Source organism: Streptomyces sp. DSM 116793 (genome assembly GCF_057320905.1).
Genome location: NZ_CM170494.1, coordinates 7,866,499 through 7,879,319 on the forward strand (window position 1 = coordinate 7,866,499; position 12,821 = coordinate 7,879,319).

The window sequence follows — 12,821 nt, forward strand, 5'->3', positions numbered from 1 at the left end:
TGGGGGAGGCCCCAGGGGAGCCCCGCGCCCGAGGGCAACCCCGCACCCGAGGGCAACCCCGCACCCGAGGGCAACCCCGCGCCCGAGGGGGCCCGCACCCGAGGGGGCCCGCACCCGCGAGATCCCGCCGACGATGACCGCCGCTCTGTCAGTCGTCGTTAACAGGCCCTTGCGCCCACTTGCCTCCTCACCACCCGCCCCCCACCGTGCCCTCCACCTCTGTTTCCGCCCACGCGCCCCCACCATCCGCCGCGCGCCCCGCCCGAGTCCGCCGTGCGCCCCGCACCGCGCCCTCGCACGACCCTCCGTGCCCCGGGGGAGTGCCGGCGCCTGGTTACGCTGGGGCGGGTCCGTCCGTGCGGGCGGGCCGCGACCTGCGGTGGGGGGACGCTGCGGGGGCGACGAGCGGGCCGGGCGGCGCGGGACGAGCGAGGGTGCGGGATGAGGGCGGGCGTGATCAGGGTGCGCTGGCGGCGGATCGGCAGTGCCGTGCTGCGGGTGATCGTGGTGTGGGCGGTCGCCACCGTCACCATGCTGGTGCTCGCGGGCATCCTGCCGGACTTCCGGCTCCAGTCCGCGCACGGTGACAGTGCCACCCGGATCGCCGTCACCGCGGCCTGCGGCGCGGGTGGCTTCGGACTGCTCTCCGCGCTGGTGTGGCCGCTGCTGGTGCGTGCGCTGCTGCTGGTGCCGGCGCTGGTGCTCGGGCTGCTGGTGTTCTTCCTGAACGGCTCGCTGCTGCTGCTCGCGCTGCGGCTGAACCCGTCGGGGCGGGGCGGAGCCGCGTGGGAGACCGCGGTCGTGGTGGCGGCGGCGATGTCGGCCGTGGCCTCGGCCACCGGCACGGCGCTCGCCGTCCGCGACGACGAGGCCTACCGCCGCCGGCTCTCCCGCCTCGCCGACCGCCGCCGCAGACGCAGCGGGGACGCCTGTCCGTACACTCCGGGCACCGTCTTCATCCAACTCGACGGCGTCGGTCACGACGTCCTCGTGGACGCTGTGCGCAGGGGCCTGATGCCCACCGTGGGCGGCTGGCTGGGCCGGCCGGGCGGCCCGGGGGCGGCCGGGGGAGGACCGGGCGGTGCCGAGGACGCCGTGGCGCCCAGCCACCGTCTGACGCCCTGGCGGACCGACTGGTCCAGCCAGACCGGCGCCAGCCAGCTCGGCATCCTGCACGGCACCAACCACGACGTGCCCGCCTTCCGCTGGTACGAGAAGGACAGCCGCGAGGTGATGGTCTGCAACCGCCCGAGCAGCGCCCATGAGCTCCAGCGCCGTGCCGTCGAGCGCACCGGTGACGCCGGTCTGCTGGCCGAGGACGGGGCCAGCCGGGGCAACCTCTTCGACGGCGGTGCCCGGCAGCTCGCACTGGTGCTGTCGATGGCGGCGCGGCGTGGTCCGCGCAACCGCTCGCGGGCCGGTTACTTCGCCTACTTCAGCGATCCGGCCAACGCGGTGCGCACCGCCGTCTCGTTCGCCGCCGAGGTCGTCCGTGAGCTGGTGCAGGCCACCCGGGCGCGGCTGCGGGGCGAGCGGCCGCGGGTGGGCCGCGGTGGGCTCTATCCGCTCATCCGGGCGTTCGCCACGGTCGTGGAACGGGACGTGGTGGTCGCCGCCGTGATCGGGGACCTGCTGGTGGGGCGTACCGCGATCTACGCCGATCTGGTCGCGTACGACGAGGTGGCGCACCACTCGGGGCCGCACAGCGGGGACGCCGTGAAGGTGCTCCGGCGGCTCGACCGTTCGCTGGCGCTGATCGGCAAGGCGGCGCGGCACGCGCCGCGGCCGTACCGGATCGTGGTCCTCTCCGATCACGGGCAGAGCCCCGGTGAGACGTTCCTCGGGCGGTACGGGCTGACGCTCGGGGAACTGGTGAGGGCGGGCTGCGGGCTGCCGGTGCCGCGGCGGGCCGCGGGGGCGCTGCGGATCGCCGGGCGGCGGGACGGAGCCCGGGGCGCGGAGGCGCGGAACGCCGCGCGGGCGGCGCTGCGCCGGCCGGTGGAGGAGGCCGCCGGGTGGCATCCGCACGGGCGCCGCTCGGACCCGGTGGTGCTGGCCTCCGGCAACCTGGGTCTGGTGTCGTTCCCGGACGTGCCGCACCGGATGACCCGCCAGGAGATCGACCGGAGGCATCCGGCGCTGCTGTCGATGCTCGCGGGGCATCCGGGTGTGGGGTTCGTGCTGGTCGCCGACGAGGTGCACGGCGGGGTGGTGCTGGGCGCGGGCGGTGCGGTGGTGCCGTTGGGCGCGCTGGATGCGGATCCGGGGCCGCTGGCGGGCTTCGGGCCGGGTGCGGTGGCGGCCGTGCGCCGTACGCATGCGTTCGAGCACACCGCCGACATCATGGTCAATTCCCGGTATGACCCGGTGAGCGGGGAGGTGCTGGCCCTCGAGGAGCAGATCGGTTCGCACGGTGGGCTCGGCGGTGCGCAGTCCCGGCCCTTCCTGCTGTCGCCCCTGGCATTCTCCGCACCGGTCGCGGACGGGGTGCCGCTGGTCGGTGCGGAGCAGGTGCACCGTGTGCTGCGGCGGTGGCTCGCGGAGGCCGGCGGGGCGGGGGGAGCGGTGGACGCCGGTGGCGTCCGGCCGCTGCCCGGGCAGCGGGACGCCGCTTCCGGGGTGCTGCCGCGGTGATGTTCCGGGGGTAGGCGGGTATCCGTGGCCGGTATGTGATCGGATGGGGCCGACGTAAGCTCTGCACCGTCTTGGAAAGGGAAATCCGCCGTGGCAACCACGCGTTCCGCACACACCGTCTGGGAAGGCAGCCTGATCGAGGGCAGGGGTGTGGTGACCTTCGACTCCTCGGACATGGGTGAGCAGCCCGTGACCTGGGCGTCCCGCGCCGAGGAGGCGAACGGCAAGACCAGCCCCGAGGAGCTGATCGCGGCGGCTCACTCGAGCTGCTTCTCGATGGCCCTCTCGCACGCCCTGGCCGGCGCGGGGACGCCCGCGGCGCGCCTGACGACCTCCGCCGACGTGACGTTCCAGCCGGGCACCGGCATCACCGGTATCCACCTGACGGTGGAAGGCCAGGTTCCGGGGATCGACAGCGCCGCGTTCGTGGCCGCGGCGGAGGGGGCCAAGGCCAACTGCCCGGTGAGCCAGGCGCTGGCCGGTACGACCATCACGCTGACGGCGAAGCTGGCCTGATCCGGCACCGGCGCCGGATCAGGTGGTGTTCCGGTGCCGGCGCGGTGCCCGTTCGTGTCGCGCTGCCGCGGCGCCCCCTCGGGGGTGCCGCGGCAGCGCTGTCTTCGGCGTTCGCCGTCTGCCGGCGGGCCGCGCGTCGCTCGGGGGCTGTGGGAGGGGGAGTCGGAGGGCGTCCCGGACCGCGGTCCTGTGGTGGGTTCGGCACCGCCGGCCTCCTCGGCCTCCGGCCTCCGGCCCCTGGGCTTCTGGCTTCTGGCTTCGGGCCTAAGCCCAGGGGCCCCGTCCCGAAGGCTTCTGCCCGGCGCCTGCGGACTTTACCGTCGTCGATTCGGGTACTCGACCCCTGGCCAGCCGGTGCTTGACAAGAGGGCACTCAAGTTTTGTGCTGGAGTATGGAAGAACCCGGGTCGGCGGAAGGGGACGGACATGGCACGCGCGGTCGGGATCGACCTCGGCACGACCAACTCGGTGGTCGCGGTCCTGGAGGGCGGCGAGCCGACGGTGGTGGCGAACGCGGAGGGCGCCAGGACCACCCCGTCCGTGATCGCCTTCGGGAAGAACGGCGACGTGCTGGTGGGTGAGGTCGCCAAGCGGCAGGCGGTCACCAACGTGGACCGCACGGCACGCTCCGTGAAGCGGCACATGGGCGAGGCGGACTGGCGCTTCCCCGCCCAGGGCGACATCGACGGCTCCCGGTACACGGCCCAGGAGCTGTCCGCGCGGGTCCTGCAGAAGCTGAAGCGGGACACGGAGTCCTACCTCGGTGAGGACGTCACGGACGCGGTGGTCACCGTGCCGGCGTACTTCGACGACGCCCAGCGGCAGGCCACCAAGGAGGCCGGCGAGATCGCGGGGCTGAACGTCCTGCGGATCATCAACGAGCCGACCGCGGCGGCGCTCGCGTACGGCCTGGACCGCGGGGACGAGCAGACCGTCCTCGTCTTCGACCTCGGCGGGGGTACCTTCGACGTCTCGCTGCTGGAGATCGGCGAGGGCGTCATCGAGGTGAAGGCCACCAACGGCGACACCCACCTCGGCGGTGACGACTGGGACCAGCGGGTCGTCGACCACCTGGTGAAGCAGTTCAAGAACGGGTACGGCATCGACCTCGCCCAGGACAGGATGGCGCTCCAGCGGCTCCGTGAGGCCGCGGAGAAGGCGAAGATCGAGCTGTCCTCGTCCACCGAGACGACCATCAACCTGCCGTACATCACGGCCTCCGCCGAGGGTCCGCTGCACCTGGACGAGCGGCTGACCCGCGCCCAGTTCCAGGAGCTCACCGCCGACCTGCTCGAGCGCACCAAGAAGCCGTTCCACCAGGCCATGGACGATGCCGGGATCGAGCTGTCCAAGGTCGACCACGTGATCCTCGTCGGCGGCTCCACCCGGATGCCCGCGGTGACGGACCTGGTCAAGGAGCTGACCGGCAAGGACCCGCACAAGGGCGTCAACCCCGACGAGGTGGTCGCCGTGGGCGCGGCACTCCAGGCGGGTGTGATCCGCGGTGACGTCAAGGACGTACTGCTGCTCGACGTGACCCCGCTGTCCCTGGGCATCGAGACCAAGGGCGGCATCATGACGAAGCTGATCGAGCGGAACACCACGATCCCCACCAAGCGCTCGGAGATCTTCACCACGGCCGCCGACAACCAGCCGTCCGTCGGTATCCAGGTCTTCCAGGGCGAGCGGGACATCGCCGCGTACAACAAGAAGCTCGGCGTCTTCGACCTCACCGGCCTGCCGCCGGCGCCCCGGGGGGTGCCGCAGATCGAGGTGACCTTCGACATCGACGCCAACGGGATCATGCACGTCTACGCGAAGGACCTCGCGACCGGCCGGGAGCAGAAGATGACCGTCACCGGCGGCTCCGCGCTGCCGAAGGACGACATCGACCGCATGGTGCGGGACGCCGAGGAGTACGCGGAGGAGGACCGCAGGCGCCGGGAGAGCGCCGAGACCCGCAACCAGGCGGAGCAGCTCGTCTACCAGACGGAGCGGTTCCTCGCGGACAACCCCGAGCGGGTGCCCGCGGACACCAGGAGCGAGGTGGAGTCGGCCATCGGCGACGTCAAGCGCCTGCTGGACGCGGACCCGTCCGACACCAACACCGAGCAGCTGCGCACCAGCGCCGAGCGACTGGCCGCCGTCAGCCAGAAGATGGGGCAGGCCATGTACGCGGGGACCGAGGGTCCCGCGGGCGGCGAGGGCGCGCAGGGCGCCGGCTCCGCGCAGCAGGGCGGCGCGGGGGCAGGCGGCCAGGGCGGCCAGGGTTCCGAGGACGTGGTCGACGCGGAGATCGTGGACGACGACGAGCGGGACCGGCGCGGCGGGGCCGGGGCGGCCTGACGGTCGTGGCGGCTGACCGGGTGGCCTATGGCCGTGGCGGCTGGGCGGGTGGCCCGACGATCGCCCCGGCCTGGTCGCGCGCCGGCCGCGCGGTGGTCAGGGCGTCCGGGCGTGCAGGTGGGCGGCCGTCTCCGGATCGGCGGGCAGCAGGGTCTCGATGGCCAGCTCGGCGACGGTGACGTCCATGGGGGTGTTGAACGTGGCGATCGAGGACACGAACGACAGCACCCGGCCGTCGTGCGCGAGGTGCAGCGGCAGCGCGAAGGGCGCAGGTGCGCCCTCGTCGGTGGTCCGTGGCTGCGGTGCCTCCTCGCCGGCGGTGTCGGGGGCCGGGTAGCCGGCCACCTCCTCGTACAGCGCGCGCAGGGCGGGGGAGCGGTGCAGGGCGAGCTGGCGCTCCATCTGGGCCAGCAGGTGGCCGCGCCACTCGGCCAGATTGCGGATGCGCGGGGCCAGGCCGCGGGGGTGCAGGGTCAGGCGCATGGTGTTCACGGGCGGTGTGAGCAGTTCCCCGGCGATGCCGTCGAGCAGCGGGGCGAGGCCGTGGTTGGCGGCGAGCACGGTGTAGGTCGCGTCCACGACGAGCGCCGGGTAGGGCTCGTAGCCGCGCAGCATCGTCTCGATGCCCGTCCTGAGCGTGGACAGGGCGGGGCCGTCGAGGGGTGTCTCGGGGAAGCGGGGGGCGTAACCCGCCGCGAGGAGCAGCGCGTTCCGCTCCCGCACGGGCACGTCCAGGTGCTCGGCGAGCCGCAGTACGAGTTCCTCGCTGGGCCGGGACCTGCCGGTCTCGACGAAGCTGATGTGCCGTGCCGAGGAGCCGGCGCGCAGGGCCAGCTCCAGCTGGCTCACCCGTCGCCGGGTGCGCCAGTCGCGCAGCAGCGGGCCGACGCCCCGCGCGGGCGGGGCGGTTCGGGAGCGGGGGGCCGCGGCGGTGGTCATGGAAAGACGGTAGACGACGCACCGGGCGGGGCGGCGGCCTTCCGCGGGCTCGGGGCGGCTGTGGCTGTGGCACGCTGGAATGAGTGTCGCCGAGACACGCTGGAATGAGCGTCGCCGAGACACGCTGGGACGAGCGTCGTCGAGAGAGGACACAGGCATGGCCGTCGCACCGCTGGCGCAGGAGGACATCGCCGACCGGCTGCACGAACTGCCGGGCTGGACGCTGGACGGCGACCGGCTGGCCCGTTCCTACCGGCTCGGCTCGCACTTCGCGGCCACCGCGATGGTCGTGCACATCGCCCAGGTGCAGGAGGAGCTGGGCCACCACGCGGAGCTGACGCTCGGCTACAACACCGTGGGCCTGACGGTGAACACCCACAGCGTGGGCGGCGCCGTCACCGCACTCGACTTCCGCCTGGCCCACCGTGTCGAGGAACTCTCCGCGGTGCACGGCGCGCACTGACCCCCCCACGCCGCTGACTCCGCACGGCGCTCCCGAACGCGCTCCCTCACCCGTCCCCGTCCCCGCACTCAGCCCCCTGCGCATCGCGCGCTCCACGGGCGAGTAGGCGCCGTCGGGGCGGTCGAGCCGGTACGGCTGGGCGGGGTGCAGCGGCGGCTGGGCCATGAAGCGGGGCCGGCTGCCGTGGTGCGGCCGGGGTCGCGGGCACCGGGAACGGGTGGCACAGGTAGACGTCGCCGGGGTGGCCGGTGGCCGGTCGGGGCCGGTCGCCTCGGGGCCGGTCGCCGGGGGCGCGGGCCGTTGGGGGCCCGCAGGCACGAGGGGCCCGCGGGCCGCTGCGACCGGCCGGTGGGGCGTGCCTCAGTTGCCGTTCACGAACTGCTGGGCGAGCTGGTTGCCGAGGGTGACCGCGGCGCTGTGGCTCTCGATGGGGGAGACCTGGGAGTTCTTGAAGAGGATGTACGTCACGCCGGAGTCGGCGCCGCCGGTCTCCGGGTCGGGGTCGATGCCGAGTGCGGAGGCGGTGGCGTAGGAGGCCTCGCCGATGATGGCGGTGGGGCCGGTGTCGCCCACCACCGCGTACTCGACCTTGTTGTTGTAGATCACGGCGACCACGCCGCCGCCCCTGATCCCGGCGTTCTGGTAGTTCCAGGTGCCGCTGGCGCTGGGCACCACCACGTACGGCAGCTGGGCGGCGGTCAGGGGCTGGTCGTTCGAGGTGTGGAAGGCGGTGTCGTCCTGGAACCAGGGGTCGGTGTCGCCGTTGCACTCGGCGGTGACCCTGCCGTCGCAGTCGATGTCCATGTCGGCCTTCCAGAACACCGCGCCGTTCGCGCCGCAGACGGGGATGGTGGCGCTGGTCTCCTCGTCGGTGCGGTACTTGCCGTTGGAGATCTGGCTGCAGTTCTGCACCTTCGCCAGCAGGGCGGAGGCGCTGACCGAGCCCTCCTTCACGCTGGGGGCGGCGTGTGCCGCGACGGCCGTGTGGGCGGCGGGGCGGGCGGGGGCGGCGAGCGCGGGGAGGGCGGCGGTGGACAGCAGGGCGGCGCCTGCGGCGGCGGCCAGCGTCAGTGTGCGAGCACGCATGGTGGGGGGTGCACCCTTCTGTTAGGAAAGTTTCCTTACGGGAGTCCGCCCAATCTGACGCGCCCGACATGAGCGCGTCAAGACTCCGGGCCGTGATCGTCCGGAGCGTTGCCGGACCGGGGCGCACCCCGTGGCCGGGCCCATGCGAAAGGCCGCCGCCGCACCGGGGGTGCGACGGCGGCCCGTGCCGTCAGGGGTGGCCGAGATCAGGCCATGATCAGGTCATGTTGAACGTCGCCGGGTCGCCGCCGAGGCGACGGTCCTCGTTGAGCGCGCTGATCGCGGCCAGGTCCTCGGTGTCCAGCTCGAAGCTGAAGACGTCGATGTTCTCCCTGATCCGGGAGGGCGTCACCGACTTCGGGATGACGACGTTGCCGAGCTGGACGTGCCAGCGCAGCACGACCTGCGCCGGGGTCCTGCCGTGCTTCTGCGCGATCACCGCGAGCGCGGGCACGTCCAGCAGGCCCTTGCCCTGGCCCAGCGGCGACCAGGCCTCCGTGGTGATGCCCTGCTCGGCGTGGAACTCGCGGGCCTCGCGCTGCGGGAACTGCGGGTGCAGCTCGATCTGGTTCACCGCGGGGATCACGGACGTCTCGTCGAGCAGCCGCCGCAGGTGCTCGGGCAGGAAGTTGGAGACACCGATCGACCTGGCCCGGCCGTCCGCGTGGAGCTTCTCGAAGGCCTTGTACGTCTCGACGTACTTGTCCTGGGCCGGCACCGGCCAGTGGATCAGGTACAGGTCGACGTAGTCGAGCCCCAGCTTCTCCAGGGAGGCGTCGAACGCGCGCAGCGTGGTGTCGTACCCCTGGTCGCCGTTCCACAGCTTGGTGGTGACGAAGAGCTCCTCGCGCGGCACGCCGGACTCGGCGATGGCACGGCCGGTGCCCTTCTCGTTGCCGTAGACGGCGGCCGTGTCGATGCTGCGGTACCCGGCCTCCAGCGCCGTGCCCACCGCTCGCACGGCCTCGTCGTCGGGCACCTGCCAGACACCGAAACCGAGCTGGGGCATCTCGACGCCGTTGTTCAGGATGATCGGGGGGACCTTGCTCACGAGCTCTCGATCCTTCATTCGTCGGTTGGGTGCTCATCCATGGAACGAGCGGCGCCGCGCCCCGCATTCCTGGCGTCGGCACACCCGCGTCCTCGGGGCGGATTCCGGCCACCGGATGGCGGGCGGGAGGCCACGGTACGGACCTCGCCGGGTCCAGGGTACGGACCCATGTGAGGGGAGTCGGCACGGGCCCTCGCGGGCGGCCGGATCACGGATACAGCGCTTCGACCTCGGCCGCGTACGCCTGCTCGATCGCCTTCCGCTTCAGCTTCAGCGACGGCGTGAGCAGCCCGTGCTCCTCCGTGAACTGGTGGGCCAGGATCCGGAAGGTGCGGATGGACTCCGCCTGGGACACCAGGGTGTTCGCCGCCACCACGGCGCGCCGCACCTCGGTCTCCAGTTCCGGGTCGCGCACCAGCTCGGCCGCCGCGGGCATCGGCTTGCCGCGCATATCGAGCCAGTGCTCCACGGCCTCGGTATCCAGCGTGACCAGCGCCGCGATGTACGGACGGTCGTTGCCGACCACGATGCACTGCGCGACCAGCGGATGCTCCCGCACCCGCTCCTCCAACTGTGCGGGCTGGACGCTCTTGCCGCCGGAGGTGACCAGGATCTCCTTCTTGCGGCCGGTGATGGTGAGGTAGCCGTCCTCGTCGAGCGAGCCCAGGTCACCGGTGGCCAGCCAGCCGTCGTGCAGAGTCTGGTCGGTCGCCTTGGGATCGTTCAGGTATCCCTGGAAGACGTGCCCGCCGCGCAGCCACACCTCGCCGTCGTCCGCGATGTGCACCGTGGTGCCGGGGATAGCCCTGCCGACCGTGCCGAACCGGGTCTGCTCGGGCGGGTTGGCGGCGGCGGCCGCGGTGGACTCGGTGAGGCCGTAGCCCTCGTAGATGGTGACGCCCGCGCCGGCGAAGAACAGCCCGAGCCGCCGGTCCATCCCCGAGCCGCCGGACACCGCGTGCCGCATTCGGCCGCCCAGCGCGTCGCGCATCTTCGAGTAGACCAGTTTGTCGAAGACCTGGTGCTGCATCCGCAGTGCCGCGGATGGCCCGGGGCCGGTGCCGAAGGCCTTGGCCTCCATCGCGTCCGCGTGCCGCACCGCCACCTCGACGGCCTTGTCGAACGGGCCGGCCTTGCCCTCGCGCTCGGCCTTGCGGCGTGCGGCGTTGAAGACCTTCTCGAAGATGTACGGCACGGCCAGGATGAACGTCGGCCGGAACACCGCCAGGTCCGGCAGCAGGGCCGTCGCGCTCATGTTCGGCTGGTGGCCGAGCTTCACCCTGCCGCGGATCGCCGCGACCTCCACCATGCGTCCGAAGACGTGCGCGAGCGGCAGGAAGAGCAAGGTGGCCGCCGTGTCCTTCCGCCTGGAGCGGAACATCGGCTTCCAGCGTTCGAGCACTGTGTCCGCCTCGAACATGAAGTTCGCGTGGCTGATCACACATCCCTTGGGGCGGCCGGTGGTGCCCGAGGTGTAGATCACGGTCGCGATCGAGTCCGGGGTGACCGCCTGCCGGTGGCGGACCACCACGTCGTCGTCCAGGTGCGCCCCCGCGTCGTACAGCTCCTGCACGGCGCCCGCGTCCAGCTGCCACAGGCGGCGCAACTGCGGCAGCCGGTCTATGACCGAGCCGACCGTCATCGCGTGGTCCTCGTGCTCGACCATCGCGGCGGACACCTGCGCGTCGTGCAGCATCCAGCAGACCTGCTCGGCCGACGACGTCGGGTAGACGGGCACCACCTGGGCGCCGATCGTCCAGAAGGCGAAGTCGAAGAGGGTCCACTCGTAGCGGGTACGGCACATGATCGCCACGCGGTCGCCGAACCGGACGCCCTGGGCCAGCAGCCCCTTGGCGAGGGCCAGCACCTCGTCGCGGAACTCGGCCGCGGTCACGTCGTTCCAGTGGCCGTCGTCGTCCTTGCGGCCCATGATGACGGCCTGCGGATCATCTTGGGCATGCTCGAAGATCACGTCGGCCAGGCCGCCGGTCGGCGGCGGCAGAATGTCCAGGGGAGGGGAGGTGAACTCGCGCAATGGTGCTCCTTGTGGCGCTCCGCACAGCGCCGGTGACGGTACCCCACCACGGGCCCCCGGCGGGAGGGGTGTCTTCTCGTGGGGTCCGTGGTGTATGCACAGGTCAGCCCGGTCAAATGCGGCCACAAGCGGAGGGCTGGGACAGATTCACTTACGACACCGTAAGTTTCGGACCCGTAATCTCCACTGAATCTGTACTGGCCGGTCACGGCCGGTTCGCCCCGATTCCAGGTCGCCGGCCGGCCCCTGCGGTCCACCGTGGCGCCGCCGCGCCGGGCTCCGGCCGCCCGTCCCGCACCGGGACGAGCCCCGGCGCGCCGGCCGGCCACCGCGGCCGGCGCCCGCCGCGTAGGGCCACGACGCGAGGGTGGCCCGCAGCACCTGCCCCGGCCGCGTCCCGCAGCACCTGCCCCGGCCGCGTCCCGCACGCGGCTCGGCGGCCCGCGCGCCGTGCGGCACGTGGCGACGGCACCCTTCACGGCCCAGGTGAAGCGGCTGGCCTGTCCGGTGCCGCGCGTTGACGGCGCGGGCGGTGCGGCGCCTGGGTCCGGGCCGCGCCCACGTCCGTCCGCGGGCCGGCGACGGCTACCGCGCCGCGCGGTGCAACCGGTCCCCGCCCGCCAGGATCGCCGCCGCCAGCGCGTCCGCCGCGCCCTGGGCCGAGCCGGGGCGGCGGCCGTGCAGCAGGACGAAGTCGACATCGCCCAGGTCGGGCAGGTCCGCCCGGTCCGGGACCGGGGCGAGGCCCGGCGGGATCAGGCCGCGGGAGTGCGCCATCACGCCCAGCCCCGCACGGGCCGCGGCGATCAGCCCGCTGAGGCTGCCGCTGGTGCAGGCGATGCGCCATGGCCGGCCCTGCCGCTCCAGCGCCTCCAGCGCGCGGGCGCGGGTGATGCCGGGCGGTGGATAGATGATCAGCGGCACCGGGCGGTCCGGGTCCAGGCGCAGCCGCTCCGCGCCGATCCACACCAGCCGGTCGTGCCAGACCGTCTCGCCGCGCGGGCCGTGCGGCCGCCGCTTGGCCAGCACCAGGTCCAGCTTGCCCGCGGCCAGCTGCTCGTGCAGCGTCCCGGACAGTTCCACCGTCAGCTCCAGGTCCACATCGGGGTGCTCGTGCCGGAAGGCCTCCAGGATGTCGGTCAGGCGGGTGAGGACGAAGTCCTCCGACGCGCCGAACCGGAGTCGGCCGCGCAGCCGGGTGCCCGCGAAGAACGCGGCTGCCTGATCGTGCACCTCCAGGATGCGACGGGCGAAACCGAGCATCGCCTCGCCGTCCTCGGTCAGCTCCACCGCATGCGTGTCCCGCAGGAAGAGCTGCCGTCCCGCCGCGGCCTCCAGCCGCCGGACGTGCTGGCTGACGGTCGACTGGCGCAGGCCGAGCCGTCGGGCGGCCCGGGTGAAGCTGAGGGTCTGGGCCACTGCCAGGAAGGTACGAAGCTGCGAGGGGTCGTACACGGGACGACCTTAGAGCGTCGGCCCCGGCCGTGGTGATCGGGGTCATCCCGCTCCCGGGTGTGCGGGTGGGGCCGCCGGTGACCCGACGCGACGGGGCTCCCCCTTCGAGGCGGGGCCACGCACCGCCGCACCCCTGCACGGGCGCCCGAGTTGCTCGGTTTACCCGGAAAGTACCCACTTGATATCACGCATCGCGATCGCAGTCAGTTCTGTATGCCGGATTCCCGATCACCATGATCAGGGGGATGATGGAGAGGGCACGATCCGAGCCCGAGTGGCGCGGATCGTGCCTGCGC

At 72.9% G+C, this 12,821-nt stretch carries 9 protein-coding genes; 4 read left to right on the top strand and 5 right to left on the bottom strand.

Annotated elements, in window-relative coordinates; genetic code table 11:
- Positions 1-441: 441 nt before the first annotated feature.
- The 3 genes from ACSMXW_RS30935 (at position 442) to dnaK (ending at position 5,496) form a co-directional block, all read left to right on the top strand.
- Positions 442-2,634 (top strand): phage holin family protein, encoded by a 2,193-nt coding sequence (locus ACSMXW_RS30935; protein WP_485801166.1) that lies wholly within the window; start codon positions 442-444, stop codon positions 2,632-2,634.
- Between the two features lie 90 nt (positions 2,635-2,724).
- On the top strand, positions 2,725-3,150 hold the full coding sequence (locus tag ACSMXW_RS30940) for an OsmC family peroxiredoxin (RefSeq protein WP_485801168.1): 426 nt from the start codon (positions 2,725-2,727) through the stop codon (positions 3,148-3,150).
- Between the two features lie 426 nt (positions 3,151-3,576).
- Positions 3,577-5,496 carry a molecular chaperone DnaK gene (gene dnaK / locus ACSMXW_RS30945; protein ID WP_485801170.1) on the top strand — a complete coding sequence of 640 codons (1,920 nt, stop codon included), beginning with the start codon at positions 3,577-3,579 and terminating at the stop codon, positions 5,494-5,496.
- Between the two features lie 96 nt (positions 5,497-5,592).
- Here the strand turns inward: dnaK and ACSMXW_RS30950 are convergent, their stop codons facing one another.
- On the bottom strand, positions 5,593-6,435 hold the full coding sequence (locus tag ACSMXW_RS30950) for a helix-turn-helix domain-containing protein (RefSeq protein ID WP_485801171.1): 843 nt from the start codon (positions 6,433-6,435) through the stop codon (positions 5,593-5,595).
- A gap of 157 nt (positions 6,436-6,592) precedes the next feature.
- Here ACSMXW_RS30950 and ACSMXW_RS30955 point away from each other — a divergent pair, with 157 nt between their 5' ends.
- The gene (locus ACSMXW_RS30955) at positions 6,593-6,898 is read left to right on the top strand and encodes a 4a-hydroxytetrahydrobiopterin dehydratase (protein WP_485801173.1); all 306 of its coding nucleotides are present in this window, start codon (positions 6,593-6,595) and stop codon (positions 6,896-6,898) included.
- 360 nt (positions 6,899-7,258) lie between these two features.
- Here the strand turns inward: ACSMXW_RS30955 and ACSMXW_RS30960 are convergent, their stop codons facing one another.
- The 4 genes from ACSMXW_RS30960 to ACSMXW_RS30975 form a co-directional block, all read right to left on the bottom strand.
- The gene (locus tag ACSMXW_RS30960; RefSeq protein ID WP_485801174.1) at positions 7,259-7,984 is read right to left on the bottom strand and encodes a glycoside hydrolase family 75 protein; all 726 of its coding nucleotides are present in this window, start codon (positions 7,982-7,984) and stop codon (positions 7,259-7,261) included.
- A gap of 217 nt (positions 7,985-8,201) precedes the next feature.
- On the bottom strand, positions 8,202-8,993 hold the full coding sequence (locus ACSMXW_RS30965) for an aldo/keto reductase (RefSeq protein WP_485808437.1): 792 nt from the start codon (positions 8,991-8,993) through the stop codon (positions 8,202-8,204).
- 250 nt (positions 8,994-9,243) lie between these two features.
- The gene (locus ACSMXW_RS30970) at positions 9,244-11,070 is read right to left on the bottom strand and encodes an AMP-dependent synthetase/ligase (RefSeq protein ID WP_485801176.1); all 1,827 of its coding nucleotides are present in this window, start codon (positions 11,068-11,070) and stop codon (positions 9,244-9,246) included.
- Positions 11,071-11,655: 585 nt separating this feature from the next.
- Positions 11,656-12,525 carry a LysR substrate-binding domain-containing protein gene (locus tag ACSMXW_RS30975; protein WP_485801177.1) on the bottom strand — a complete coding sequence of 290 codons (870 nt, stop codon included), beginning with the start codon at positions 12,523-12,525 and terminating at the stop codon, positions 11,656-11,658.
- Positions 12,526-12,821: the final 296 nt, after the last annotated feature.

What these genes read in the sequence shown, in the direction of transcription:
- ACSMXW_RS30965 (WP_485808437.1), bottom strand. Translation starts at nt 8,993, where the DNA reads ATGCCCCAGCTCGGTTTCGGTGTCTGGCAGGTGCCCGACGACGAGGCC.
- ACSMXW_RS30960 (WP_485801174.1), bottom strand. Translation starts at nt 7,984, where the DNA reads ATGCGTGCTCGCACACTGACGCTGGCCGCCGCCGCAGGCGCCGCCCTG.
- dnaK (WP_485801170.1), top strand. Translation starts at nt 3,577, where the DNA reads ATGGCACGCGCGGTCGGGATCGACCTCGGCACGACCAACTCGGTGGTC.
- ACSMXW_RS30955 (WP_485801173.1), top strand. Translation starts at nt 6,593, where the DNA reads ATGGCCGTCGCACCGCTGGCGCAGGAGGACATCGCCGACCGGCTGCAC.
- ACSMXW_RS30950 (WP_485801171.1), bottom strand. Translation starts at nt 6,435, where the DNA reads ATGACCACCGCCGCGGCCCCCCGCTCCCGAACCGCCCCGCCCGCGCGG.
- ACSMXW_RS30935 (WP_485801166.1), top strand. Translation starts at nt 442, where the DNA reads ATGAGGGCGGGCGTGATCAGGGTGCGCTGGCGGCGGATCGGCAGTGCC.